The organism is Kosakonia sp. CCTCC M2018092, from assembly GCF_003864115.1.
In the GTDB taxonomy this organism is placed as follows: Bacteria; Pseudomonadota; Gammaproteobacteria; order Enterobacterales; family Enterobacteriaceae; genus Kosakonia; species Kosakonia cowanii.
On the sequence record NZ_CP034225.1, the window covers coordinates 322,621 to 348,539 of the forward strand.

At 57.4% G+C, this 25,919-nt stretch carries 19 protein-coding genes; 11 read left to right on the top strand and 8 right to left on the bottom strand.

What is annotated here, in order from left to right:
* Positions 1 to 44: 44 nt before the first annotated feature.
* The gene (gene glpD / locus EH164_RS01480) at positions 45 to 1,550 is read right to left on the bottom strand and encodes a glycerol-3-phosphate dehydrogenase (RefSeq protein ID WP_124967107.1); all 1,506 of its coding nucleotides are present in this window, start codon (positions 1,548 to 1,550) and stop codon (positions 45 to 47) included.
* A gap of 188 nt (positions 1,551 to 1,738) precedes the next feature.
* Here glpD and glpE point away from each other — a divergent pair, with 188 nt between their 5' ends.
* Genes glpE through EH164_RS01495 form a run of 3 tightly spaced genes read left to right on the top strand, consistent with a single transcriptional unit; the run spans position 1,739 to position 3,733 of the window.
* Positions 1,739 to 2,068 (top strand): thiosulfate sulfurtransferase GlpE, encoded by a 330-nt coding sequence (glpE, locus tag EH164_RS01485; RefSeq protein ID WP_023482002.1) that lies wholly within the window; start codon positions 1,739 to 1,741, stop codon positions 2,066 to 2,068.
* Between the two features lie 58 nt (positions 2,069 to 2,126).
* A complete protein-coding gene (glpG, locus tag EH164_RS01490) occupies positions 2,127 to 2,957 on the top strand; it encodes a rhomboid family intramembrane serine protease GlpG (protein WP_124967108.1) in 831 nt (276 codons plus the stop codon).
* 17 nt (positions 2,958 to 2,974) lie between these two features.
* A complete protein-coding gene (locus tag EH164_RS01495) occupies positions 2,975 to 3,733 on the top strand; it encodes a DeoR/GlpR family transcriptional regulator (RefSeq protein ID WP_023482097.1) in 759 nt (252 codons plus the stop codon).
* 3 nt (positions 3,734 to 3,736) lie between these two features.
* On the opposite strand, the gene malT is transcribed toward EH164_RS01495, so the two are convergent.
* Positions 3,737 to 6,442 carry an HTH-type transcriptional regulator MalT gene (gene malT, locus EH164_RS01500; protein ID WP_124967109.1) on the bottom strand — a complete coding sequence of 902 codons (2,706 nt, stop codon included), beginning with the start codon at positions 6,440 to 6,442 and terminating at the stop codon, positions 3,737 to 3,739.
* A gap of 515 nt (positions 6,443 to 6,957) precedes the next feature.
* Between malT and malP the strand changes: the two genes are divergently transcribed.
* Together malP and malQ are read left to right on the top strand one after the other, a co-directional pair.
* Entirely contained in the window at positions 6,958 to 9,351 is a 2,394-nt protein-coding gene (gene malP, locus EH164_RS01505) for a maltodextrin phosphorylase (RefSeq protein ID WP_124967110.1), read from the top strand.
* 9 nt (positions 9,352 to 9,360) lie between these two features.
* Positions 9,361 to 11,442, top strand: a complete 2,082-nt coding sequence (gene malQ / locus EH164_RS01510) for a 4-alpha-glucanotransferase (RefSeq protein WP_124967111.1) — start codon at positions 9,361 to 9,363, stop codon at positions 11,440 to 11,442.
* A gap of 312 nt (positions 11,443 to 11,754) precedes the next feature.
* On the opposite strand, the gene gntT is transcribed toward malQ, so the two are convergent.
* The 3 genes from gntT to gntX form a co-directional block, all read right to left on the bottom strand.
* Entirely contained in the window at positions 11,755 to 13,071 is a 1,317-nt protein-coding gene (gene gntT / locus EH164_RS01515) for a gluconate transporter (protein WP_042712874.1), read from the bottom strand.
* 421 nt (positions 13,072 to 13,492) lie between these two features.
* Positions 13,493 to 14,068: a Fe-S biogenesis protein NfuA gene (gene nfuA / locus EH164_RS01520; protein ID WP_023481993.1), complete on the bottom strand. Its 576-nt coding sequence runs from the start codon at positions 14,066 to 14,068 to the stop codon at positions 13,493 to 13,495.
* A gap of 58 nt (positions 14,069 to 14,126) precedes the next feature.
* Positions 14,127 to 14,810: a DNA utilization protein GntX gene (gntX, locus tag EH164_RS01525; protein WP_124967112.1), complete on the bottom strand. Its 684-nt coding sequence runs from the start codon at positions 14,808 to 14,810 to the stop codon at positions 14,127 to 14,129.
* A gap of 38 nt (positions 14,811 to 14,848) precedes the next feature.
* On the opposite strand from gntX, the gene bioH reads away from it, so the two are divergent.
* Positions 14,849 to 15,619: a pimeloyl-ACP methyl ester esterase BioH gene (bioH, locus tag EH164_RS01530; RefSeq protein WP_124967113.1), complete on the top strand. Its 771-nt coding sequence runs from the start codon at positions 14,849 to 14,851 to the stop codon at positions 15,617 to 15,619.
* 41 nt (positions 15,620 to 15,660) lie between these two features.
* Here the strand turns inward: bioH and envZ are convergent, their stop codons facing one another.
* Positions 15,661 to 17,013 (bottom strand): two-component system sensor histidine kinase EnvZ, encoded by a 1,353-nt coding sequence (gene envZ / locus EH164_RS01535; RefSeq protein WP_094422385.1) that lies wholly within the window; start codon positions 17,011 to 17,013, stop codon positions 15,661 to 15,663.
* Positions 17,010 to 17,729 (bottom strand): two-component system response regulator OmpR, encoded by a 720-nt coding sequence (ompR, locus tag EH164_RS01540; RefSeq protein WP_006177890.1) that lies wholly within the window; start codon positions 17,727 to 17,729, stop codon positions 17,010 to 17,012. The genes envZ and ompR overlap by 4 nt, the downstream gene beginning before the upstream one ends.
* A 217-nt stretch (positions 17,730 to 17,946) precedes the next feature.
* Here ompR and greB point away from each other — a divergent pair, with 217 nt between their 5' ends.
* The 5 genes from greB (at position 17,947) to feoC (ending at position 24,135) form a co-directional block, all read left to right on the top strand.
* Positions 17,947 to 18,420: a transcription elongation factor GreB gene (gene greB / locus EH164_RS01545; protein WP_023482054.1), complete on the top strand. Its 474-nt coding sequence runs from the start codon at positions 17,947 to 17,949 to the stop codon at positions 18,418 to 18,420.
* Positions 18,421 to 18,521: 101 nt separating this feature from the next.
* Entirely contained in the window at positions 18,522 to 20,858 is a 2,337-nt protein-coding gene (locus tag EH164_RS01550; RefSeq protein WP_124971214.1) for a Tex family protein, read from the top strand.
* A 449-nt stretch (positions 20,859 to 21,307) separates the two neighbouring features.
* Positions 21,308 to 21,535 (top strand): ferrous iron transporter A, encoded by a 228-nt coding sequence (gene feoA, locus EH164_RS01555; protein ID WP_023482091.1) that lies wholly within the window; start codon positions 21,308 to 21,310, stop codon positions 21,533 to 21,535.
* 30 nt (positions 21,536 to 21,565) lie between these two features.
* The gene (gene feoB / locus EH164_RS01560) at positions 21,566 to 23,884 is read left to right on the top strand and encodes a Fe(2+) transporter permease subunit FeoB (RefSeq protein WP_124967114.1); all 2,319 of its coding nucleotides are present in this window, start codon (positions 21,566 to 21,568) and stop codon (positions 23,882 to 23,884) included.
* Positions 23,885 to 23,895: 11 nt separating this feature from the next.
* Complete coding sequence (gene feoC / locus EH164_RS01565) at positions 23,896 to 24,135, top strand: [Fe-S]-dependent transcriptional repressor FeoC (RefSeq protein WP_124967115.1); 240 nt, start codon at positions 23,896 to 23,898, stop codon at positions 24,133 to 24,135.
* Between the two features lie 62 nt (positions 24,136 to 24,197).
* On the opposite strand, the gene pckA is transcribed toward feoC, so the two are convergent.
* Positions 24,198 to 25,817 (bottom strand): phosphoenolpyruvate carboxykinase (ATP), encoded by a 1,620-nt coding sequence (pckA, locus tag EH164_RS01570; RefSeq protein ID WP_124967116.1) that lies wholly within the window; start codon positions 25,815 to 25,817, stop codon positions 24,198 to 24,200.
* Between the last annotated feature and the right edge of the window lie 102 nt (positions 25,818 to 25,919).

A 25,919-nucleotide genomic window follows, 5' to 3' on the forward strand; every position in this document is an offset into this window, starting at 1 on the left:
AGAAAACCCGGTGGTTTCAGGCCACCGGGTTTTTATCTTAACGCTTAAGAAGCTAAAGAGAGTTCCGCTTTGTTATTGCGCGTCAGCCACTGAGCCACACGCGCCTGCTCCTCTTCACTCAGCCACATGCCAAGTTTCGTACGACGCCAGATAGCATCGTCGAGGCGACGCACCCACTCATGCTCCACCAGGTAACGCAGTTCGGCTTCATACAGTTCATGACCGAAGTGCTCGCCCATACCCTCAAGGCTGGTGATACCGGACAGAATCAGTTCACTGTTGCTGCCATATGTACGGGCATAGTGGCGCGCCAGCGATTCGCTGATGAACGGATACTTACGGCGCAGTTTCGCTGCATAATCCTCACGATCGCCGTTGATATCGCCGCCGGGCAGCACACACTCTTTGGTCCACGCCGGGCCAATACCTTTGTAGTACGGTGTCAGTTTTTCCAGCGCATGTTCCGCCAGCTTGCGGTAGGTAGTGAGTTTCCCGCCGAAGACCGACAGCAGCGGCGCCTGGCCGTTTTCGTCATGAATATCGAGCGTGTAATCACGGGTGATTGCCTGCGGTGAATCGGATTCGTCATCGCAGAGCGGGCGCACGCCGGAGTAGGTCCAGGCAATATCCTCACGCGTCAGCTGTTTCTTAAAGTGATCGTTGTAGACATTGAGCAGGTAATTGATCTCGTCTTCGTCGATCTTCACGTTTTTCGGGTCGCCGTGATACTCAACGTCGGTAGTACCGATAATGGAGAACTCATCCATCCACGGAATGACAAAGACAATACGTTTATCTTCGTTTTGCAGGATGTAGGCCTGCTTCTGCGCATGGGCACGCGGCACCACGATGTGGCTGCCCTTAATCAGGCGAATGCCGTATGGCGAAGGCAATTTCATGCCGTCATCGAAGAACTCTTTCACCCACGGGCCGGTGGCATTCACCAGACCGCGCGCTTTCCAGCTAAATTTTTCGCCGGTATCGATATCTTCCGCTTCTACCACCCACAGGCCATTTTCACGGCGCGCGCTGGTAGCGCGGGTGCGGGTCATCACTTTCCCGCCTTTACGCTCAACCATCTGCGCGTTTGCCAGCACCATGCGCGCATCATCGACCCAGCAGTCGGAATATTCGAATCCGCGCACGATTTCCGGTTTCAGTACCGATTCTGAGCCAAATCGCAACCCTTTCGACGCCGGCAGGCTGGTGCGTTTACCGAGGTGATCGTACATAAACAGACCAATACGAATCATCCACGCCGGACGCAGGTGAGGGCGGTGCGGCAGGCGAAAACGCATCGGGAAAGCGATATGCGGTGCCATTTTCAGCAGCACTTCGCGTTCGGCGAGCGCTTCGCTCACCAGGCGGAATTCGTAGTGTTCAAGGTAGCGCAGGCCACCGTGAATCAATTTAGAGCTGTTGCTGGATGTCGCGCAGGCGAGATCCTGAGCCTCAAGCATGAGCACGGATAAACCACGCCCTGCGGCGTCAACCGCGATACCGGCACCGTTAATGCCCCCGCCTATCACAATCAGATCTTTGGTTTCCATGCTATCCTCACGCACTTTCGTAAAAGCTCAAAAATGTTCGATATCGCTCATAATAGCAAAGGAACGCGCTTTTGGTAACATCAAAAAAACAATTTAGAGTGATATGCATAACATAATGGCGCATCACCGGGGTCACGACGTACACTTGTCGCAGCCTAGCCATAATTCGTGTCAATAAAGAGAACGCCATGGATCAGTTTGAATGTATTAATGTCGAAGAGACCCACCAGAAATTGCAGCAGCAGCAGGCCGTGCTGGTCGATATCCGCGATCCGCAGAGTTTCGCGATGGGCCATACGCCGGGCGCGTTTCACCTCACTAACGACACGCTGGGCGCGTTTATGCGCGACAACGATTTCGACACGCCAGTGATGGTGATGTGCTATCACGGCAACAGCAGTAAAGGTGCCGCGCAATATCTGTTGCAGCAGGGCTTTGAAGAGGTCTACAGCGTCGACGGTGGTTTCGATGCATGGCATCGCCACTTCCCGGCAGAAGTCGAGCACGGCACGCTTTAGGCGAAGCGCGACTCTCCGCTATACTGTCTCTCTTTGTATGGACTAAGCGACGCCCGTCATGTTGATGATTACCTCTTTTGCTAACCCCCGCGTCGCCCAGGCGTTTGTCGACTATATGCAGACTCAGGGCGTTATCCTGACGATCCAGCACCATGAGCAGACTGACATCTGGCTGGCGGACGAAAGCCAGGCCGAACGCGTGCGCACAGAACTGGCGCGCTTTCTGGAAAACCCTGCCGATCCGCGCTATCTGGCGGCAAGCTGGCAATCCGGCCAGACCGACAGCGGTTTGCACTACCGCCGTTTCCCTCTTTCAGCCGCCCTGCGCGAGCGCGGCGGACCGCTGACTATCGCCATCTCCGTGCTCTGCATTATCGTCTTCCTGCTGATGAACGTGATGGGCGATGAAGTGGTGATGGCGTGGCTCGCCTGGCCCTGGGATGAGAGCCTGCGCTTTGAAGCCTGGCGCTATTTCACTCACGCGATCATGCACTTTTCGCTGCTGCACATCCTCTTTAACCTCTTCTGGTGGTGGTATCTTGGCGGCGCGGTGGAGAAGCGGCTCGGCAGCGGTAAGCTGGTAGTGATTACGCTGATTAGCGCGCTGTTAAGCGGCTTTGTGCAGCACCAGCTTACCGGCCCCTGGTTCGGCGGTCTCTCCGGCGTGGTCTATGCGCTGATCGGTTATGTCTGGCTGCGCGGCGTGCGCGATCCGGAACCGAAGGTAGCGCTGCCGAACGGCCTATTTATCTTTACGGTGTTACTGATGGTGGCGGAATGGTTCGGCTTAACCGGCTTCGCCATTGCCAGCGGCGCGCATACGGCAGGGATAGTGATTGGCCTGGCGATGGCGCTGGTGGACTCGCAGAATGTGCGAAAACGAACATAATTATCCAGGGACACATGATGAAACAGACACAGCGTCACGACGCGATTATCGAGCTGGTTAAACAACAGGGATATGTCAGCACCGAAGAGCTGGTTGAACAGTTCTCCGTCAGCCCGCAGACAATTCGCCGCGATCTGAACGATCTGGCCGATCAGAACAAAATCTTGCGTCACCACGGCGGTGCGGCGCTGCCTTCCAGCTCGGAAAACACCTCGTGGCACGACCGGAAAACGACGCTGGCGGCGGAAAAAGAGCGTATTGCCCGCCGCGTGGCCGAGCAGATCCCCAACGGCGCGACGCTGTTTATCGATATCGGCACCACGCCGGAAGCGGTCGCCCATGCGCTGCTCGACCACAGCGAACTGCGGGTTGTCACCAACAACCTTAACGTCGCTAATACCTTGATGAAAAAGTCAGATTTCCGCGTCATTCTGGCGGGCGGCGAACTGCGCAGCCGCGACGGCGGTATTGTCGGCGAAGCGACTCTCGATTTTATCTCCCAGTTCCGCCTCGATTTCGGCATCCTGGGTATCAGCGGCATCGATGCAGACGGCTCGCTGCTGGAGTTTGACTACCATGAAGTGCGCACCAAGCGCGCGATCATTGAGAACTCGCGCCATGTGATGCTGGTGGTGGATCACTCGAAGTTTGGCCGCAATGCGATGGTCAATATGGGCAGTATCAGCCTTGTCGATGCGGTCTACACCGATGTGATGCCGCCCGCAGGCGTGATGCAGGTGATCAGCCACAACAATGTGCAGCTGGAACTCTGCTAGCCGTTATACCCCATAACCCATAATTTTCAGCAGCCGCTGGGCGTGCTGCACCGCATCCTGACGGTGGGCAACGCCCAGCTTCTGATAGAGGTTGCGGATATGGGTTTTGATGGTCGTCGCGGCGACAGCCAGTTCACCGGCGATCTGCTCATTGCTGTACCCCGAATAGATAAGCCCCAGCACCTGCCACTCGCGCTGCGTCAGCGGGCTGGTGCGGATCAGCTCCGGCACTTCCGGGTGTGTCAGTAAGCGCTCGACAAAGCTCTCATCAAAGTGGGCGAACTTATGCCGGTGATGCTGGTTGATTTCGCGCAGAATGCGCTGGGCGCGGTGCTGATCTAACTCCGGCAGCGTGTTGAGCTGAATGAGCTGGCGCAGCTGCTGCGCCATCGGTTCACCCTCAATCACAAAGTGGCTGATAAACCCGGTGCGGTTGGCGAGTTGTAGCGCTTCAAGCAGCACGCGCTGGGCATCGTTTTTGCGCCCGGCGTGCCAGTAAAGCTGGTTGAGCAGCAGCAGGTTGCGGTTGATATCGCTCATCAGGCGCAGGCTGCGCGCGTTTTCGTTTAACTCCTCCAGCACCATCTCCGCCGGGTCAAAATCCCCCAGCAGGATCTGCGCGCGGGCAATGTTGCGCCACTGGCTTTGCAGGAAGTGGTTATTGGCAAAGGCCGGTTTTGGCGTCTGGCGCAGCCACTGCGCGGCGGCGTTTTTGTCCCCGGTCATTTGCCAGTAGATCATCCGCACTTTATCGGCGTTCGACACCCAGTCGCTGTGGTACTGACCGTTGCCGAGCAGGTTCTCCAGCCGGTGCAGGTGGCTGCGGGCGTTATCCAGATCGCCACGTGCCAGCGAGACCTGCACAATCAGCGCCAGGCACTGCAACTGCTGCTGCGGTTGCAGCGCAGAGAGCACCTCCATCCCCTGACGCGCGGCGGCTTCCGCTTCGTCGAGCCGCGCCCACGCCCACAGAAGCTGGGCGCGGATGCGGAGTAAAAACTCATGCATCGGCAGCTGTTCAAGGTGCTGCTCGCGGATAAGGGCGAAGGCTTTCTCCTGCATCTCCCACGCTGCCTGCAAAAAGCCCTGCGCGAAGAGGATTTCGCTCTGCTGGATCAGGCTCCACAGCGCGTAGTGCCAGACATCGTGACGGCGCGCCATCTGCTCGGTTTGCTGCATCACCGCCAGTGAATTGGCCAGCTCGCCTTTGCAGTGCAGCACTTCGCCATGTACCGACGTGGCGACAATCCGGCTGTAGTAGTTAGCCAGTGGCAGTTCGTCGAGCGCCACCATTGCCAGCCGCTCTGCTTCCACCGGATCGCCATCGTTAATCGCCACCTGGGCGCGCAGGGCGTTGAAATCGCCGTGCAGCGAGGCATCCATCTGGGTCGTCATCTCCTGCTCGGCGCGTGCCAGCAGGGTGTTCACTTCGCTATACCGGTGCTGACTTTGCATCAGCCACGCCTGCAGCAGCACCAGCCGCGGGTTCTCCAGCAGGCTCTCCCACGGCAGGGCTTTCAGCGACTCCTCCAGCAGGCTCAGCTCGCTGTGGTTAAACAACCCCCACGCGTGATTGAGCAGAATATCGCGCAGCATCACGCCGTCGCCCGCTGCCAGCGCGTGGTGGATCGCTTCGCTCGGGAAGCCTTGCGCCATCCAGCTCTCTGCTGCTGCGCGGTGAATATTGGGTAGCTCCGTCGCCAGCTCCCACTGGCAGCGCTGGCGCAGGAAATTGCCGAACAGTGGGTGGTAGCTAAACCACTCGCCGGAATCATCCATGCGCTGTAAAAAAAGCCCCTGACGCTCAATCTCCTCCAGCCGCATCTGCCCGTTCTCCTCGCCGGTGACGCGCACAATCAGCGCATCGTTCATCGAGCGCAGCAGGGCACTTTTCAGCAGGAACTGGCGGGTGGCGGGATCGACATTATCCAGCACCTCATCGACCAGATAATCGGAGAGGTGGCTGGCGTTAATGCCCGCCAGGCGGCGCGCGGAGTGGTGTGGCGCGCTGTGGTTTTGCCGGGCGGAGAGGGCGATCAGTTGCAGCGCCGTGGCCCAGCCGGCGACATCATCACACAGCCTGCTGCTCTCAGCCGCTTCGATCGGCGCATTCAGGCGGCAGTCAAAAAACTGCTTCGCCTCCTGGTGGGTAAAGGCCAGCTGTTGGCTGCCCACTTCAAGCAGCTGTTCGCGCACGCGCAGGTTGGCAATCCCCAGCTGCGGCAGGTTACGCGAGAGCACAATCAGGGTCAGGTTTTCCGGCTGATGGCGCAGGAAGAAGCGCATCGCATCGTGGATCACCGGGTTGGTAATCAGATGGTAATCATCAATCACCAGGTAGAGCGGGCGCTGCCATTCGGTCAGTTCGACAAACAGCTGGGAGAAGAGTGAAGGCAGGCTGGCGTACTGGCGTTTTTGCGCCATCACTTCGCTGCTGACGCAATGACCGCCGGTGGCCTGCTGCACCGCGGCGATAAAGTAGCTGGCGAAGCGCTCCTGCTGATTATCCCCCTCATCGAGCGAGAACCAGCCGACGTCGCTTTTCCCCGCCGCCCATTGCGAGACGAGGGTGGTCTTGCCGTAGCCCGCAGGGCTGGTTACCAGCGCAAGCCGATAATTGTTGGCGCCGGAAAGTTTCGCCAGCAGACGTTCGCGCACCACCGTATGGTCGAGACGAACCGGGCGACTTAATTTGGACGGAATCAACATAGTTATCACTTCACTGTGAGGGAGAACTGAGATGCGATTTTTTTTGTGCTTCGTAATTAATCTCAATAAGTTCGGACAGATGAGGAAATATTGCAAGTTATGTCCGGATCTGACGATTGTGAATTTGCACTATGTCACAGTTCTATTTTAGTAACGAATAAATCGACCCCAGACGCAGCGGGCGGCCGGGCGAAAGCGGGCAAATTTTCCGCAGAAAAAATCGGTCATATTAATAGGTCGCGTAAAAGCAACGCGCAATTAGCGAAACGGTAACGTCGGCGCGTATAAAATATTATTTCGCCGCGTGCTCTGCGCGCGTAAAACAATTTATTACCGAAACGGCATTTCATTATCGGCTCACCGTAGGATAAAAATTTTAGGTGGCGGCGATCACATTTTTTCGCTCATCCCCGCTACTCCTCCCTGTCTAATCCCCGCCAGGATGAGGAAGTGCTACCCGTAGATCTGCACACTAGCGCTAATGTCGATTATCTTCACACAGGACCCGGATTTTTATGACAAAGCCAACGTTTGATAAAGCGCAATTTGAAGCGGCCCTGACGCGCCAGTGGCAGCGTTTTGGGGTTCACTCTGCAACGGAAATGACAACTCGCCAGTGGTGGCATGCCGTAAGCGGCGCGCTGGCGGAACTGTTGGCAGCGCAACCAGCGCCAAAAGCGGCGAAGGAACAGCGCCACGTTAACTACATCTCAATGGAGTTTTTAATTGGTCGCCTGACGGGCAACAACCTGCTGAACCTCGGCTGGTATGAGGCGGTCGGCGAAGTATTGCAGGCGCACGATATCCAACTGACCGATCTGCTGGAAGAGGAGATCGATCCGGCGCTTGGCAACGGTGGTCTGGGGCGTCTGGCGGCCTGCTTCCTCGACTCGATGGCGACCGTCGGCCAGCCTGCCACCGGTTATGGTCTCAACTATCAGTACGGGCTGTTTCGCCAGTCCTTTGTCGACGGCCAGCAGCATGAAGCGCCGGATGACTGGCATCGCCGCAGCTACCCGTGGTTCCGCCACAACGAACAGCTGGATGTGCAGGTCAACATTGGCGGCAAAGTGAGTAAAGAGGGGCAGTGGCAACCGGCCTTTACCCTCGTGGGCGAAGCCTGGGATCTGCCGGTGATTGGCTACCGCAACGGCATTACCCAGCCGCTGCGCCTGTGGCAGGCCACCCACGCGCATCCGTTTAACCTCACCAAATTCAACGACGGCGATTTCCTGCGCGCGGAGCAAACGGGTATCGACGCTGAAAAGCTGACCAAAGTGCTCTACCCGAACGACAACCATCAGGCCGGTAAGAAGCTGCGTCTGATGCAGCAATATTTCCAGTGCGCCTGCTCGGTGGCAGATATTCTGCGCCGTCATCACCTGGCCGGACGCAAGCTGGCGCAACTGCCGGATTACGAAGTGATCCAGTTGAACGATACCCACCCGACCATCGCCATTCCTGAACTGCTGCGCGTACTGCTTGATGAGCATCAGCTGAACTGGGATGACGCCTGGGCGATCACCAGCCGTACTTTTGCTTACACCAACCATACGCTGATGCCGGAAGCGCTCGAGCGCTGGGATGAGTCGCTGGTGAAAGCGCTGCTGCCGCGCCATATGCAGATCATCAAACGCATCAACGAGCGTTTTAAAGCACAGGTTGAGCAGACCTGGCCGGGCAATAAAGCGGTGTGGGCAAAACTGGCGGTGGTGCATGACAAGCAGGTGCGCATGGCCAACCTCTGCGTAGTCGGCGGCTTTGCCGTTAACGGCGTGGCCGCGCTGCACTCGGACCTGGTGGTGAAAGATCTCTTCCCGGAATACCACCAGCTGTGGCCGGGCAAATTCCATAACGTCACCAATGGCATCACGCCGCGCCGCTGGATCAAACAGTGCAACCCGCTGCTGGCCGCGCTGCTCGATAAGACGCTGAAAAAAGAGTGGGCCAACGATCTCGATCAATTAATCAATCTTGAGAAGTACGCCGACGATGCGGCATTTCGCCAGCACTATCGCGACATTAAGCGGCAAAATAAAGTGCGGCTAGCGGAATTTGTCAAAGCGCGCACCGGGATTGTGATCAACCCTGAAGCGATTTTCGATATTCAGATCAAGCGTTTGCATGAGTACAAACGCCAGCATCTTGGCCTGCTGCATATCATTGCGCTCTATAAGGAGATTCGCGAAAACCCGCAGGCGAACCGCGTGCCGCGCGTCTTCCTGTTTGGTGCAAAAGCGGCGCCGGGTTACTACCTGGCGAAGAATATCATCTACGCTATCAACAAAGTGGCAGACGTAATTAACAACGATGCGTCGATTGGCGACCAGCTGAAAGTGGTGTTCCTGCCGGATTATTGCGTCTCGGCGGCGGAAAAATTGATCCCGGCGGCGGATGTCTCCGAGCAGATCTCAACCGCGGGCAAAGAGGCTTCCGGCACCGGCAACATGAAGCTGGCGCTCAACGGTGCATTAACGGTCGGCACACTGGATGGCGCTAACGTTGAAATCGCTGAGCAGGTGGGCGAAGAGAATATCTTTATCTTCGGTAACACCGTTGAGCAGGTGAAGGCGTTAAAAGCGAAAGGTTACGACCCGGTCAAGTGGCGTAAAAAAGATAAGCTGCTGGATGCGGTGCTGAAAGAGCTGGAGAGCGGGAAATATAGCGGCGGCGACAAGCATGCCTTCGACCAGATGCTGCACAGCATCGGCAAACAGGGCGGCGATCCCTACCTGGTGATGGCGGATTTCGCCGCCTATGTCGAGGCGCAAAAGCAGGTTGATGTGCTCTATCGCGACCAGGAGGCCTGGACGCGTGCGGCGATCCTCAATACCGCGCGCTGCGGCATGTTTAGCTCTGACCGCTCGATCCGCGATTACCAGATCCGCATCTGGCAGGCAAAACGTTAAGGAAGCGCAATGCAGAGTAAACGTCTGGAACAGGCCGCGCTGACGGCAGGAATCAGCCCAAATTACATCAATGCGCACGGTAAACCGCAGTCCATCAGTGCGCAGACCAAACAGCGGTTACTGGATGCAATGCACCCTGTCCCGGCGACGGTAAATGCTGCGCCTGTGCCAGCGGTACAGGTGTTTATTCACGGTAAAAAGAAGCGGCTGGTGGTCTCCGGCAAGGGGCAATATCAGTGGCAACTGACGACCGAAGCGGGAAAAACCTACCAGGGCGAGGTAAGCGGCGGTGACGATCTGCCGCTCCCAGGCGGCCTGGCGCTGGGCTACCACGCTCTGACACTGACGCAGAAAAAGCAGCAGTGGGCGTGCCGGGTGATTATCGCGCCCGCCCGCTGTTATGAGCCGCAGGCGCTGCGTGACGGTAAAAAATTGTGGGGTGCCTGCGTGCAGCTCTACACGCTGCGCTCCGAAAACAACTGGGGGATCGGCGATTTCGGCGATCTGAAACAGATGCTCACAGGCGTCGGCGAGCGCGGCGGCGCGTTTATCGGGCTCAACCCGATTCATGCCCTCTATCCCGCTTACCCTGAGAGCGCCAGCCCTTACAGCCCGTCCTCTCGCCGCTGGCTGAACATTATCTATATCGACGTTAACGCGGTAGAGGATTTTGCCCAGAGCAAAGCGGCGCAGGCGTGGTGGAAAAAAGCCGCCACCCAGAAGGCGCTGCGCGCTGCCCGCGAGAGCGAGTGGGTCGACTATTCGGCGGTCACTGCGCTCAAGCTGACGGCACTGCGCATGGCGTGGCAAGGTTTCAGCCAGCGTGGCGAGGGGGATGAGCAGTTCGCCGCCTTCCGCGCATTCGTTGAGCAGGAGGGCGACAGCCTCTACTGGCAGGCGGCGTTCGATGCGCTGCACGCGTTCCAGGTGCAGGAAGATCCGCTGCGCTGGGGCTGGCCAGCCTGGCCGCAGGGCTATCAATCCATCGACAGCCCGGAAGTTAAAGCCTTTTGCCAGCAGCATGCCGATGAGGTCAATTTCTACCTCTGGTTACAGTGGCTGGCATTTACGCAGTTCGCCGAGTGCTGGCAAACCAGCCAGGGTTACCAGATGCCGATTGGCCTCTATCGCGACCTCGCGGTTGGCGTGGCGGAAGGCGGCGCAGAGACCTGGTGCGACCGTGAGCTTTACTGCCTGAAAGCTTCCGTTGGCGCACCGCCGGATATTCTCGGGCCGCTGGGGCAAAACTGGGGCTTACCGCCGATGGATCCGCACGTCATGCAGGCGCGCGGCTATGCGCCGTTTGTCGATCTGCTGCGCGCGAATATGAAAAATTGCGGCGCGCTGCGTATCGATCATGTGATGTCGATGCTGCGCCTGTGGTGGATCCCCTACGGTGAAACGGCGGATCAGGGGGCCTATGTTCACTATCCGGTTGACGATCTGCTGGCGATCCTCGCCCTTGAGAGTCACCGTCACCAGTGCATGGTGATTGGCGAAGATCTCGGTACTGTTCCGCAGGAGATCGTCGGCAAGCTACGGCGCAGCGGCGTTTACTCCTACAAAGTGCTCTATTTCGAAAACGACGATAAGGTGTTCCATGCTCCCGAAGCGTGGCCGGCGCAGTCAATGGCGGTTGCCACCACTCACGATCTGCCGACCCTGCGCGGCTACTGGGAGAGCGGCGATTTAACCCTCGGCAAAACGTTGGGCCTCTATCCGGATGAGGAGCTGCTGAGCGGTTTATATGACGATCGTGAGCAGGCCAAACAGGGGCTGCTAACGGCGCTGCATCAGCATGGCTGCTTGCCGCAGCGCGCGGGCAAAAAAGCGTTACGCATGCCGATGTCGTCGATCCTCAGTCGCGCTTTGCAACGCTATATTGCGGACAGCAACAGCGCTCTGCTGGGGCTGCAACCGGAGGATTGGCTGGATATGTCGTCGCCGGTTAACGTGCCCGGTACCAGCGATCAGTATCAAAACTGGCGGCGCAAGCTTGCGGTTTCGCTGGAGGAGATGTTTGCCGATGAGACGGTAAACAGGCTGATTAAGGATCTCGATCGTCGCCGTAAGGCCGCCGGAAAACGGTAATAAAAATGCCCGGTCGCGTAATGCGCTCGGGCATGTTGCCGGATGGCGGCTGCGCCTTATCCGGCCTACGCCGTTTCAGTAACACCAGGCCTGTAGGCCGGATAAGCGAAGCGCCATCCGGCACGTGGTTTCAGCCACACCGAATCATATTCGTAGGCCGGATAAGCGAAGCGCCATCCGGCATATGGTTTCAGCCACACCGAATCATATTCGTAGGCCGGATAAGCGAATCGCCATCCGGCATATGGTTTCAGCAGCACCGAATCACCTTCGTAGGCCGGATAAGCGAAGCGCCATCCGGCAATCCCTGCCTCAGACCACCATTCCCAACAGCAAGCAACCCACCAGGCCACATACCGAAATAATGGTTTCCAGCGCGGACCACGAACGCATGGTTTCACCGATGGTGAGGTTAAAATACTCCTTAAACAGCCAGAAACCCGGATCGTTAACGTGCGAGAAGATCACGCTTCCGGAGCCAACGGCAATCACCATCAACTCCGGGCTGACGCCGGTTGTAGCGATCAGCGGCGCTGCAATACCACCTGCGGTAATCGCCGCGACGGTTGCGGAACCGAGCGCAATACGCAGCACGGCGGCAATCGACCAGGCCATAAACAGCGGAGAGAGGTTGGTGGCATGCATCATTGAGGCGATGTACTTATCCACGCCGCTGTCGACCAGCACCTGCTTAAACGCGCCGCCGCCGCCAATGATCAGCAGCATCATGGCGATGATTTTGATCGAGCTGGTCAGCGTGTCGTTGATATCGTCCATCGAACGGCCGCGATTGAGGCCAAAGGTGAAGACCGCAATCAGCACCGCAATCATTGTCGCCATCACCGGATCGCCGAAGAACTCAGCGTAGGGCAGCAGCGCGTGGCCTTTCGGCAGCACCATCTCCGCTACGGCACGCAGCGCCATCAGGATCACCGGTACCAGCGAGGTCCAGACGCTGACGCCGAAGCCCGGCATCTCTTCTTCGCTAAAGGTTTTTGAGTTGTAGAGCCCTTCCGGGATCGGTTTATCGATGTTTTTCAGGAAACGAGCGTAAACCGGGCCAGCGAGGATCACTGTCGGAATGCCGAGCAGCGTACCGTAGAGCAGGGTTTTACCCATATCAGCATGGAAAATGGTGGCAATAGCGGTTGGACCCGGGTGCGGCGGCAGGAAGCCGTGCGTCACGGAAAGGGCCGCGGCCATCGGCACGCCGACATAGAGCAGGGGAATGCGCGCAGAAGCCGCGACGGTAAAGACCAGCGGCAGCAGCAGCACGAAACCCACTTCATAGAAGAGGGCGAAACCGACGGTAAAACCGGTTAACACGATCGCCCACTGGATATGTTTGCGACCAAACTTTTCAATCAGCGTGGTGGCAATACGCTGCGCACCGCCGCAGTCCGCCAGCAACTTACCCAGCATGGCACCAAAGCCCATGATCAGCGCAAGACTGCCCAGCGTTCCGCCAACACCGGCTTTGATCGACTTAATCACCGCATCCAGCGGCATGCCCTGCATCATCCCCACCGCAAGCGCGACGAGGATCAGAGCGATAAACCCGTTCATTTTGAAACGGATCATGAGTAACAGTAGGAGAGCAACACCGATAGCAACGATGACTAATGGCATGATTTACCTGGCCTTTAATTTGTTATGGGTAACGTCAGTGTTTTCGGGCAGCCGCTTTCAAAAGGTGAAATCGCGCTGCGGCACCGTTTCGGCTTACATCCATTGCTGAAAATTGTAGTCGGATGTTTTTTATCTTGTCGGTGCCGGTCGGGATGATACGGGTAACATCCCGATAAAGAGAATCACCCGGCGGATCAAAATGTAAGAAGTGAGAGCTTCGTCATACTAACGGCTGAGCAAAAGCAGGGGGGTATTTGCCGGATGGCGGCTGCGCCTTATCCGGCCTACGGGACGGAGGAAAAGGCTCATGAGATGGAGCTGTTGGATTGCCCGATAGAGATTGAACCGTCAGGGCTTACATAAAGGAGTAGGCCCGGTAAGCGAAGCGCCACCGGGCAATATACTCAAAGCGCAGAGAGGCTTAGTAGTAAGAGTGCTCGCCGCGCTGGTGCTCGGTGAGGTCGCGCACGCCGGCGAGTTCCGGGAACTCGTTCAGCAGCTGCTTCTCAATGCCTTCTTTCAGCGTTACGTCAACCATGGAGCACCCGTTACAGCCGCCGCCGAATTGCAGAATGGCGTAGCCTTCATCGGTGATCTCCATCAGCGTAACGCGACCGCCGTGGCCTGCGAGCTGTGGGTTGATCTGCGATTGCAGTAAATACTCCACGCGCTCCATCAGCGGGGCGTCATCGGAGACTTTACGCATTTTGGCGTTCGGAGCTTTCAGCGTCAGCTGAGAACCCAACTGGTCGGTGACAAAATCGATTTCCGCATCTTCCAGATACGGCGCGCTCAGCTCATCGACATAGGCAACCAGTTGTTCAAATTTCAGTGCGGTATCGGTGGCTTCGACCGCATCCGGCGGACAGTATGAGACACCACACTCTGCGTTTGGCGTGCCTGGGTTGATCACAAATACGCGGATTTGTGTCCCTTCTTCCTGATTCGCCAGCAGTTTGACAAAGTGCGCTTGGGCAGCGTCGGAAATACGGATCATAGCAATGGCCTAATAGTTGACTATTTTACTCGGTTATAATACGCCCATCATCGAGGGTCTACAAGGTTCGACACAGGCACCAGACCTGAACAGTGGCTGCGCCGCTGCGTAAAAGCAGCTGGCTGATCTCTGCGACCGTGCTGCCGGTGGTGACGACATCATCCACAATAACGATATGGAGACCCGCCACCGGCAATTCAAGACGGAAGGCGTTTTTCACGTTCCTTTTACGTAGCCGTGCCGCCAGCTGATGCTGAACCGGCGTCGCCCGCTGTCGCCTGAGCGCCGCGCGCGGGTAAGGGCAGCGCAGCCAGCGCGAAAGGCTTCTGCACAGCAGATCGCTCTGATTGAACCCTCTTCGCCACTGTCGACGACCGTGCAGCGGCACGCTCACCAGCATATCCGGCGGCGGCAGAGCGTTGATGCGCCGCGCACTGTGGACCGCCAGCAGCAGCAGGCGCGCCAGCGCGGGGGCCATCTCCGGGCGCGGATGGAATTTAAACTGATGCACCAGCAGGCTGAGCGGCGGCGCATAACGGCTGACGGCAATCAGCCGCTGCCAGGGCGGCGCACGGCGTAAACAGCGCCCGCAGGGAAGGCGTTCACAGGCGGCGGATAAACCGCACAAAGGGCAAACTTTTTCTCGCCTTTGCAGGCTTCGCGTACAGCGCGAACAGACCCCCCAGTGGCTGAGCATTAATGGCATCAGGCATAGCCAGCACAATCCCGGCACTGTTAGCATGTGGCACCTCCTTGTGTGAAAGAAGAGAACGATAACTGATGAGTGACATCTGGTGGCAAACCAAAGGCGAAGGAGATGCGCATCTTGTGCTGCTGCACGGCTGGGGGCTGAATGCACAAGTATGGGATTGCATTACGGCGGAACTCAGCTCGCATTTTACGCTGCACCTGGTCGATCTTCCGGGGTATGGCCGCAGCCGCGGTTTTGGCGCGCAGACCCTGGCGCAGATGGCACAGTGCGTTTTAGCGCAGGCGCCGGAAAAAGCGATGTGGCTCGGCTGGAGCCTCGGCGGTCTGGTGGCAAGCCAGATTGCGCTGCAGGCACCGGAACGGGTAAGCGCGCTGGTTACCGTCGCCTCCTCGCCCTGTTTCAGCGCGCGTGACGCGTGGCCGGGAATTAAACCTGAAGTGCTGGCCGGTTTTCAGCACCAGCTTAGCGAGGATTTTCAGCGCACGGTTGAGCGCTTTCTGGCGTTGCAAACCATGGGCAGCGATACCGCGCGTCAGGATGCGCGCCTGCTGAAAAGCGCCGTTTTATCGCTGGATATGCCGTCGACGGAGGTGCTGAACGGCGGGCTGGAGATTTTGAAGACGGTCGATCTGCGAGAGGAATTACAGAACCTGTCGCTGCCGTTTTTGCGCCTCTATGGTCATCTTGATGGATTAGTGCCGCGTAAGATTGTGCCGCTGCTGGATGAGATGTGGCCCGCAAGCGAGTCATTTATCTTCCCGAAAGCGGCCCATGCGCCGTTTGTGTCGCACCCTCAAGCCTTTTGCGAGGCGCTGCTGGCGCTGAAAGCGAAGTTGTAGAAAGGAAAAGCGCTTTGCCAGCCGGGCAAAGCGCTACAGGTTTACACCTCTTTGAGCTGTCCGTTCTGGCGAACGACAGGGATCGGCAGCCAGGCGCGGATACAGAGCCCGCCGCGCTCGCTGGTGCCCAACTCCAGCAGCCCGTTATGGTTATCAACAATACGCTGGACAATCGCCAGGCCTAAACCGGTGCCGCTGGTGCTACGGGCGCTGTCGCCGCGCACAAACGGCTGGAAAAGGTGCTCGCGCTGCTCCGGCTTAATGCCCGGACCATCATCTTCCACCTGGAACCAGGCGCGGTTCAGCTCCGTGCCGCTGCTGACTTTGATCCAGCCATTGCCGTAGCGCGCTGCGTTGACCACCATATTGGCGACCGCGCGTTTAATCGATAGCGGATGCATGCGCACGATGATTTCACCCTCTTGCAGACCGGTGTCGATTTCACGTTCGTAGCCGCTCTCCGCCGCAATCACTTCCCCGAGCACGGCGTTAAGATCCGCCGCTTCCATCGGCATCTCCTGGCCGGTGCGCAGGTAGTCGATAAACTGCTCGATAATCGCGTTGCACTCTTCGATATCTTTGTTGATGGATTCAGCCAGATAGCCATCCTCTTCACCCATCATCTCGGTTGCCAGGCGGATACGCGTTAACGGCGTGCGCAGATCGTGGCTGACGCCCGCCATCAGCAGCGTACGGTCATCCGCCAGCTGTTTGACGCCCGCTGCCATCTGGTTAAAGGCGCGGGTCACCGAGCGCACCTCCGATGCGCCATACTCCCGCAGCGGCGGCGGGATCTGCCCTTTCCCCACTTTCAGGGCGGCATGTTCAAGGTCAACAAGAGGTCGGTTCTGAATACGGATAAAGAGCCACGCGCCGCCGATAGCCAACAGCATAATCGCCAGCGTATAGCGAAAGAGCGGGGAGAAATCGCCCTGATGAATTTCCGTGAGCGGTACGCGCACCCAAATATTGGGCGACAGCCAGGTTTTCAGCCACACCACCGGCGAGCTTTTGTTCACCTCAACGCGGACTTCAGTCGGGCCGCCGAGCTGCTGCGCCATCTGCTGGCTCAGAAACTCATAGTGCTGCGCCCAACGCAGGCCGGCATCTTCCGCCGCCTCGTTGGAGTAGAGAGAAATGCCTAATTCGCGATAGATCTCGCGGCGAAATGCCGGGGGCACCACCAGCTGCGTGCCATCCTCCAGCTGCAGTTTATCGGTCATCAGCATACGAACTTCGTAAGCGAGAACCTTATTGAACTGCTGAAGGCTTGGCAAAATGGCGAAATTCAGTACCACCAGGTACGTCGTCACCAGGCTGACGAACAGCAAAGTGACGATGAGCAGCAGCGTGCGGGCAAAGGAACTTCGCGGCGAGAAACGCACTCGCATCATGCTTTAGCGCCGTCCGGCACAAATACGTAGCCCAGACCCCAGACGGTCTGAATATAACGCGGATGCGCCGGATCCTCTTCCACCATGCGGCGCAGGCGGGAGATCTGCACGTCGATGGAGCGCTCCATCGCCGAGTATTCACGACCGCGCGCCAGGTTCATCAGCTTATCGCGCGACAGCGGCTCGCGCGGATGGCTGACCAGCGCTTTCAGCACCGCAAACTCACCGCTGGTTAGCGGCATCGGCTCATCTTCGCGGAACATTTCACGGGTGCCGAGGTTCAGTTTGAACTTACCAAAGGCGATAACTGCTTCTTCCTGAGAGGGGGCACCCGGCAGCTCATTGGCCTGGCGACGCAGCACCGCACGGATACGCGCCAGCAGCTCACGCGGGTTGAAGGGTTTGGGAATATAGTCGTCGGCACCGATCTCCAGCCCGACAATGCGGTCAACCTCTTCGCCTTTTGCCGTCACCATAATGATCGGCATCGGGTTGCTCTGGCTGCGCAGACGGCGGCAGATAGAGAGACCATCTTCGCCCGGCAGCATCAGATCCAGCACCATCAGATGGAAGGATTCGCGGGTTAACAAACGATCCATTTGTTCCGCGTTAGCCACGCTACGAACCTGGAAGCCCTGCTCAGTAAGGTAACGCTCGAGCAATGCGCGCAGACGCATATCGTCATCCACGACCAGAATCTTATAATTCTCTTGCATTGTTTTTACTCCCAAAGGTTCCGACAATAATGTTTCCGTATTCTAAAAAAGTGCGCGTTAACGACCAGCGAAATCTGGTATACATTCTAGTCGAAATTGTTACAAAGCATATTTAACAGCAGCTTATATGCATATTGCATCACATAAAGCATGATTAATCCGCACCTTACCGCGTTCCGTTTGTAAAGTGCAGCGAAGACATTAATAAGGCCCATCAATGAAAACGCCCCTGATTACCCGTGAAGGTTACGACAAACTGAAGCAGGAACTCGATTTTCTCTGGCGTCAGGAGCGCCCGGAAGTGACAAAAAAGGTCACCTGGGCGGCAAGCCTCGGCGACCGCAGTGAAAACGCTGATTATCAATACAACAAAAAACGCCTGCGCGAAATCGATCGTCGCGTGCGCTACCTGACAAAATGCCTCGAAAATTTAAAAATCGTCGATTATTCGCCGCAACAGGAAGGAAAGGTCTTTTTTGGTGCCTGGGTGGAGATTGAAAACGACGATGGCGACACCCTGCGTTTTCGCATTGTCGGCTACGACGAAATTTTCGGCCGCAAAGATTACATCTCTATCGATTCACCGATGGCCCGCGCGCTGCTGAAAAAAGAGGTCGGCGATGTGGCGGTGGTGCAGACACCGGGCGGTGAAGCGACCTGGTACGTCAACGAGATCGTCTATGTGAAATAAGTGCCCGGATGAGTCTGAGAGCGCCCGCCGACGGCTGGCATTTTGCTGTGTCAGTCCGTATAACTGTCCCCTGATTTTTTGTTCAGAAGATGATGAAAGACATGATGAATGATTCGCTCTGCCGCATTATTGCGGGTGAACTTAAGGCACGAACCGAACAGGTGGAATCCGCCGTTCGCCTGCTTGATGAAGGCAACACTGTCCCGTTTATCGCGCGTTACCGTAAAGAGGTGACCGGCGGTCTGGACGATACGCAGCTGCGTCAACTTGAAACCCGTCTCGGCTACCTGCGCGAGCTTGAAGAGCGCCGCCAGGCGATCCTGAAATCGATCGGCGAGCAGGGCAAACTGAGCGATGAGCTGGCGCAGGCGATTAACGGCACCCTGAGCAAAACTGAACTCGAAGATCTCTATCTTCCCTACAAACCGAAACGCCGCACGCGCGGGCAGATCGCTATTGAAGCCGGTCTCGAGCCGCTGGCGGATTCGCTGTGGAACGATCCGTCGCAGGATCCTGAAGCGCTGGCTGCCACCTTTGTGGATGCCGACAAAGGCGTTGCCGACAGCAAAGCGGCTCTCGACGGCGCGCGTTACATCCTGATGGAGCGCTTCGCGGAAGATGCAGCGCTGCTGGCGAAAGTGCGTAACTACTTGTGGAAAAACGCCCATCTCGTCTCAACGGTTGTTGCCGGGAAAGAGGAGGAGGGAGCCAAGTTCCGCGACTATTTCGATCATCATGAACCGCTCTCCACCGTCCCTTCTCACCGCGCGCTGGCGATGTTCCGCGGGCGTAACGAAGGCATTCTGCAACTTTCGCTGAACGCCGATCCGCAGTTCGATGAGCCGCCAAAAGAGAGCCATGGCGAGCAGATTATTATCGACCACCTTGGCCTGCGCCTGAATAACGCTCCGGCGGACAGCTGGCGTAAAGGCGTAGTGAGCTGGACCTGGCGCATCAAAGTGCTGATGCATCTGGAAACCGAGCTGATGGGCACGGTGCGTGAGCGTGCGGAAGATGAGGCGATCAACGTTTTCGCCCGCAACCTGCACGATCTGCTGATGGCGGCACCGGCTGGCCTGCGCGCTACCATGGGGCTCGATCCCGGTTTGCGTACCGGCGTGAAAGTGGCGGTAGTCGATGCCACCGGCAAACTGGTCGCTACCGACACCATCTACCCACACACCGGGCAGGCGGCAAAAGCGGCGGTGGCCGTGGCGGCGCTGTGCGAAAAGCATAACGTTGAGCTGGTGGCGATTGGTAACGGCACCGCCTCACGCGAAACCGAGCGCTTCTTCCTCGATGTGCAGAAACAGTTCCCGAAAGTGACGGCGCAGAAGGTGATAGTCAGCGAAGCGGGGGCGTCGGTTTACTCCGCCTCTGAGCTGGCGGCGCTGGAGTTCCCGGATCTGGATGTCTCCCTGCGCGGCGCGGTGTCGATTGCCCGTCGCTTACAGGATCCGCTGGCTGAGCTGGTGAAGATCGATCCGAAATCTATCGGCGTCGGCCAGTATCAGCATGACGTCAGCCAGAGCCAGCTGGCGCGTAAACTCGATGCGGTGGTGGAAGATTGCGTGAACGCCGTCGGTGTCGATCTCAATACCGCCTCCGTGCCGCTGCTGACGCGCGTGGCCGGGTTAACCCGCATGATGGCGCAGAACATTGTTGCCTGGCGCGATGAAAACGGTCAGTTCCAGAACCGCCAGCAGCTGTTGAAAGTGAGCCGCCTCGGGCCGAAAGCCTTTGAGCAGTGCGCGGGCTTTTTGCGTATCAACCACGGCGATAACCCGCTTGATGCCTCTACCGTTCACCCGGAAACCTACCCGGTGGTGGAGCGCATTCTGGCAGCGACTGAGCAATCTCTGCGCGATCTGATGGGCAATAGCACCGAGCTGCGCAAGCTGAAAGCGTCCGAGTTTACCGATGAGCAGTTCGGCGTGCCGACGGTGACCGACATCATCAAAGAGCTGGAGAAGCCGGGCCGCGATCCGCGTCCGGAGTTCAAAACCGCGACCTTTGCAGAAGGCGTTGAAACCCTTAACGATCTCCAGCCGGGTATGGTGCTGGAAGGTGCGGTGACAAACGTCACCAACTTCGGCGCGTTCGTTGATATCGGCGTCCATCAGGATGGGCTGGTGCATATCTCTTCGCTGGCGGATAAATTCGTTGAAGATCCGCACACGGTAGTGAAAGCGGGCGATATCGTGAAGGTGAAAGTGCTGGAAGTGGATCTGCCACGCAAGCGTATCGCGCTGACTATGCGTCTCAATGAACAGCCGGGCGAAAGCGCGCCGCGCCGCGGTGGCAATGGCAATGAGCGTGATAACGGCAACCGCAACGCCGCCCGTCCGGCGAAAGCGCCGCGCGGTCGCGACACGCAGCCAGCCGGCAACAGCGCGATGATGGATGCGCTGGCAGCGGCGATGGGTAAGAAACGCTAATAGAAAAGCCCTCTTCTCCCGAAGAGGGCTTTTTTTCTCCCGCCCGTTATTTTGCCCGTTGCGCTTAGGGTTTTATTTTTCGCTGAATAAAATAGTGAGGAAATTTAAGCTATTCCGTGCGCCATTAGCGGGTGAGCTAATATTGATGACATTTATTATATTTCGATGTGTTATTAAACTCGATTGCCAAATATAAATTTATTCTTATTATTCCCACTCTCTATTTGCTATTTACTCCTGAAAATTCCGATATAGCAAATATTGCGCTACATCAAAAAGAGCGTAACTTTTTAATTATCCTCGCCGGAAGCGCACGCTTTGGATTGCTGATAGAAACCATTCTCATTATCATCGCACCCACAGGCTCACTCCTCCTCTCTTTGATGACCAAACGTACGTCTCAACGACGCATGAGTGATATTGACTCGCAGAAAAGATAAGTAGGCTCTATGCAATTCTCTCCTGATAGCGCGTGGAAAATTCTCGGTTTCTCACCAGAAATAAGCCCGGCATGGCGGCAGAAACTTTTATCCCTCGGCATGTTGCCCGGCTCCTCTTTTAATGTTGTTCGCGTTGCCCCTTTGGGCGATCCGGTGCATATCGAAACGCGCCGCGTTAATTTAGTGTTAAGAAAAAAAGATCTCGCCTTTCTTAAATTAGAAGTGGTTTCACGTTAATCGCAACGTTTTCGCGGGGTGCGAAATAAAATGAAAAAAATGACCATTGGCTTAATTGGCAACCCCAATTCAGGCAAGACGACATTATTCAATCAGTTAACCGGTGCCCGCCAGCGCGTCGGCAACTGGGCCGGGGTCACCGTTGAACGCAAAGAGGGGCTCTTTACCACTACCGACCACCAGGTCACGCTGGTTGATCTGCCCGGCACTTACTCGCTAACCACCATCTCCGCGCAAACCTCTCTCGATGAGCAGATTGCCTGCCACTACATTCTGAACGGCGATGCCGATCTGCTGATAAACGTAGTGGATGCCTCCAACCTCGAGCGTAACCTCTACCTGACGTTACAGCTGCTGGAGCTTGGCGTGCCGTGCATTATTGCCCTCAACATGCTGGATATCGCCGAAAAGCAGAAGTTGCGCATTGATATCGATGCGCTCGCCAGCCGCCTTGGCTGCCCGGTGATCCCGCTGGTCTCCACGCGCGGTCGCGGGATTGAGGCGCTGAAACTCGCCATCGATCGCCACCGTGCTAATGACAATGTCGAACTGGTGCATTACGCGCTGCCGCTGGCGCGCGAGGCGGATACGCTGGCCGGGCAGATGCGCGACGCGCTTCCCTGGCAGCAGCGCCGCTGGATGGGGCTGCAAATGCTGGAAGGGGATATCTATAGCCGCGCTAACGCCGATATTTCCGACACTCAGCTCAGCGCCGCGCTCTCCCGCTTGCAGGCGGAGATGGACGATCCGGCGCTGCATATCGCCGATGCGCGTTACCAGGCCATCGCCGCGATTTGCGATACCGTCAGCAATACGTTGACCGCCGAGCCAAGCCGTTTCACCGCCGCCGTCGACCGCATCATTCTCAACCGCTTTCTCGGCTTGCCGATCTTCCTGTTTGTCATGTACCTGATGTTCCTCTTCGCCATCAATATTGGCGGGGCGTTCTCACCCATTTTTGATGCCGGTTCGGTGGCGATCTTTATCCACGGCATTCAGTGGCTCGGCTATACGCTGCACTTTCCGGAGTGGCTAACGGTCTTTCTCGCGCAGGGGCTGGGCGGCGGTGTGAATACCGTGCTGCCGCTGGTGCCGCAACTGGGGATGATGTACCTGTTTATGTCCTTTCTTGAGGACTCCGGTTATATGGCGCGCGCCGCGTTTGTGATGGACCGCCTGATGCAGTCGCTCGGTCTGCCGGGCAAATCCTTTGTACCGCTGATTGTCGGCTTCGGTTGTAACGTGCCGTCGGTGATGGGCGCGCGTACGCTTGATGCGCCGCGTGAACGGCTGATTACCATCATGATGGCGCCGTTTATGTCCTGCGGCGCGCGGCTGGCGATTTTTGCCGTCTTTGCCGCCGCCTTTTTCGGCCAGCAGGGTGCGGTGGCGGTCTTCTCGCTCTATCTGCTGGGCGTGGTGATGGCAATCCTCACCGGGCTGATGCTGAAATACACGCTGCTGCGCGGTGAAGCGTCGCCGTTTGTGATGGAGCTGCCGGTCTACCATGTTCCGCATCTGAAAAGCCTGCTGCTGCAAACCTGGCAGCGGCTGAAAGGCTTTGTTATCCGCGCCGGGAAAGTGATCATCATCGTCAGCATTTTCCTCAGCGCGATGAACAGCTTCTCGCTGAATGGCCGCACGGTGCACAACATCAACGACTCGGCGCTGGCCTCCATCAGCCGCATCTTTACCCCGCTGTTAGAGCCGATTGGCGTGCAGGGCGATCACTGGCAAGCGACGGTCGGGCTGGTTACCGGCGCGATGGCAAAAGAGGTGGTGGTCGGCACGCTCAACACGCTCTACACCGCGGACAATATTGCGCAGGAGGCTTTTAATCCGGCGACATTCAGCCTGAGCGATGAACTGATCGCCGCGCTGGAAGAGACCGGCAGTTCCATCAAAGAGACCTTCAGCCTGAGCGTGCTTGCTAACCCGATCGAAGCCAGCAAGGGCGACGGCGAAATGGCGACCGGCACCATGGGGGTGATGAGCCAGAAGTTCGGCAGCGCGGCTGCGGCCTACAGCTACCTGATTTTTGTCCTGCTCTATGTACCATGCATTACCGCAATGGGCGCGATTGCCCGCGAAGCCAGCCGCGGCTGGATGGGCTTCTCGGTGCTGTGGGGGCTGAATATTGCCTACTCGCTCTCCACGCTCTTTTATCAAACCGTCACCTTCCATCAGCATCCGCTCTACAGCCTGACCTGCATCCTGGCGGTAGTGGTGTTTAACGTGCTGGTGATTAGCGTATTGCGCCGGGCGCGCAGCCGCGTGAATGTTAATCTGTTGGCTACGCGCAGAACGGTGGCCAGCTGCTGCGACAGCCCGGCAAGCGACTGTCATTAAGGAGAAGCGTAATGGCATCGCTTATTGAGGTACGCGATCTGCTGGCGTTGCAGGGGCGGATGGAGGCAAGCCAGCTCAGCCTCGCCCTGCACACGCCCAAAGCGTTGATCGACGCCATGCTGGCGCGGCTGGAAGCCATGGGGCGCGCGGTGCGTGTTGAAGAGGAGGCGAGTGGTTGTCTGACCGGCAGTTGCAAAGCGTGCCCGGAAGGCAAATCTGCCTGCTCGCGTGAGTGGTGGATGCTGCGCTAACCGATTCATCGCCATAAAAAAACCCGCCAACCGGCGGGTTTTGTCTCTCTTGCGTAAGCGGATTACAGTTTCGGCCCGGCGCTGACCAGCGCGGCACCCGCAGGCGTATCGGTATACTTCTCGAAGTTCTCGATAAAGAGTTTCGCCAGCTGCGTGGCTTTCTCCTGCCACTGCTCTGGCGACGCGTAAGTTCCGCGCGGATCGAGAATACGGCTCTCAACGCCCGGCAGTGAGGTCGGGATCGCCAGGTCAAACATCGGCAGGGTAAAGGTTTCGGCATCGTCCAGCGAACCATTAAGAATGGCGTCGATGATCGCGCGCGTATCCTTAATGGAGATACGTTTGCCGGTGCCGTTCCAGCCGGTATTCACCAGGTAAGCCTGCGCCCCGGAAGCCTGCATGCGTTTTACCAGCACTTCGGCATACTGCGTCGGGTGCAGCGACAGGAAGGCTGCGCCGAAGCAGGCGGAGAAGGTTGGCGTCGGCTCGGTGACACCGCGCTCGGTGCCGGCGAGTTTAGCGGTAAAGCCGGAGAGGAAGTGATACTGCGTCTGGCTGGCAGTCAGGCGCGATACCGGTGGCAGCACACCGAACGCATCCGCCGTCAGGAAGATCACTTTGGTGGCGTGACCCGCTTTCGAGACCGGTTTAACAATATTCTGGATATGGTAAATCGGGTAGGAGACGCGGGTGTTCTCGGTTTTCGACGCATCGTCAAAGTCGATGCTGCCATCGGCGCGTACGCTGACGTTTTCCAGCAGCGCATCGCGGCGAATAGCATGGAAAATATCGGGCTCCGCCTCTTCAGAGAGACGAATGGTTTTCGCGTAGCAGCCGCCTTCAAAGTTGAAGACGCCGTCGTCGTCCCAGCCGTGCTCATCATCGCCAATCAGACGGCGCTTCGGATCGGTGGAGAGGGTAGTTTTACCGGTGCCGGAGAGGCCAAAGAAGACGGCAACATCGCCTTTCTCGCCAACGTTTGCCGAGCAGTGCATCGAGGCAATGCCCTGCAGCGGCAGCAGGTAGTTCATGATTGAGAACATCCCTTTCTTCATCTCACCGCCGTACCACGTCCCGCCAATCAGCTGGATACGTTCGGTCAGGTTGAAGGCAACAAAGTTCTCTGAGTTGAGGCCCTGCTCTTTCCACTGCGGGTTGGTGCACTTCGCGCCGTTCATCACGATAAAGTCCGGCGTGAACTCTGCCAGCTCTTCGTCGCTCGGGCGAATAAACATGTTTTTGACGAAATGTGCCTGCCAGGCCACTTCTGTAATAAAGCGCACCGCGAGGCGGGTGTCCGGGTTGGCGCCGCAGAAGGCGTCGACAATAAAGAGACGCTTGCCGGAGAGCTGTTCGGTGACGAGGCCTTTCAGATGCTGCCACACTTCCGGCGAGAGCGGTTTGTTGTCGTTCTTGCCTTTGCCTTTATCAGACCACCAGACGGTGTCGCGCGTGGTGTCATCGCGAACAATGTACTTATCCTTCGGCGAGCGGCCGGTAAAGATGCCGGTATCGACGGCAACCGCGCCTGAGGTGGTCAATACGCCGCGCTCATACCCTTCCAGGTCCGGACGAAGTTCCTCTTGATACAGCGTTTCGTAATCGGGGTTGTAAACGACATCCTGAACATCGTTGATTCCATAAGCCTTGAGATCTTGCGGGGTTAAACTCTTAACACGCATGTCACTGCTCCTTAGCCAAAATGTACTGCCTGAAAGTGTAGGGGTGATTCTTTGCCGCAACCGGGACGAGGTTCATAGATTTACCTGGCTCAAAGCCCAGTC

Bases quoted from the DNA above. Each gene is read 5' to 3' on its own strand.
- glpE (WP_023482002.1), top strand. From the start codon at position 1,739: ATGGATCAGTTTGAATGTATTAATGTCGAAGAGACCCACCAGAAATTG.
- gntT (WP_042712874.1), bottom strand. From the start codon at position 13,071: ATGCCATTAGTCATCGTTGCTATCGGTGTTGCTCTCCTACTGTTACTC.
- greB (WP_023482054.1), top strand. From the start codon at position 17,947: ATGAAAACGCCCCTGATTACCCGTGAAGGTTACGACAAACTGAAGCAG.
- malQ (WP_124967111.1), top strand. From the start codon at position 9,361: ATGCAGAGTAAACGTCTGGAACAGGCCGCGCTGACGGCAGGAATCAGC.
- ompR (WP_006177890.1), bottom strand. From the start codon at position 17,729: ATGCAAGAGAATTATAAGATTCTGGTCGTGGATGACGATATGCGTCTG.
- malP (WP_124967110.1), top strand. From the start codon at position 6,958: ATGACAAAGCCAACGTTTGATAAAGCGCAATTTGAAGCGGCCCTGACG.
- feoC (WP_124967115.1), top strand. From the start codon at position 23,896: ATGGCATCGCTTATTGAGGTACGCGATCTGCTGGCGTTGCAGGGGCGG.
- feoA (WP_023482091.1), top strand. From the start codon at position 21,308: ATGCAATTCTCTCCTGATAGCGCGTGGAAAATTCTCGGTTTCTCACCA.
- glpG (WP_124967108.1), top strand. From the start codon at position 2,127: ATGTTGATGATTACCTCTTTTGCTAACCCCCGCGTCGCCCAGGCGTTT.
- EH164_RS01495 (WP_023482097.1), top strand. From the start codon at position 2,975: ATGAAACAGACACAGCGTCACGACGCGATTATCGAGCTGGTTAAACAA.
- envZ (WP_094422385.1), bottom strand. From the start codon at position 17,013: ATGATGCGAGTGCGTTTCTCGCCGCGAAGTTCCTTTGCCCGCACGCTG.
- gntX (WP_124967112.1), bottom strand. From the start codon at position 14,810: ATGCTAACAGTGCCGGGATTGTGCTGGCTATGCCTGATGCCATTAATG.
- glpD (WP_124967107.1), bottom strand. From the start codon at position 1,550: ATGGAAACCAAAGATCTGATTGTGATAGGCGGGGGCATTAACGGTGCC.
- bioH (WP_124967113.1), top strand. From the start codon at position 14,849: ATGAGTGACATCTGGTGGCAAACCAAAGGCGAAGGAGATGCGCATCTT.
- EH164_RS01550 (WP_124971214.1), top strand. From the start codon at position 18,522: ATGATGAATGATTCGCTCTGCCGCATTATTGCGGGTGAACTTAAGGCA.
- feoB (WP_124967114.1), top strand. From the start codon at position 21,566: ATGAAAAAAATGACCATTGGCTTAATTGGCAACCCCAATTCAGGCAAG.
- pckA (WP_124967116.1), bottom strand. From the start codon at position 25,817: ATGCGTGTTAAGAGTTTAACCCCGCAAGATCTCAAGGCTTATGGAATC.
- malT (WP_124967109.1), bottom strand. From the start codon at position 6,442: ATGTTGATTCCGTCCAAATTAAGTCGCCCGGTTCGTCTCGACCATACG.
- nfuA (WP_023481993.1), bottom strand. From the start codon at position 14,068: ATGATCCGTATTTCCGACGCTGCCCAAGCGCACTTTGTCAAACTGCTG.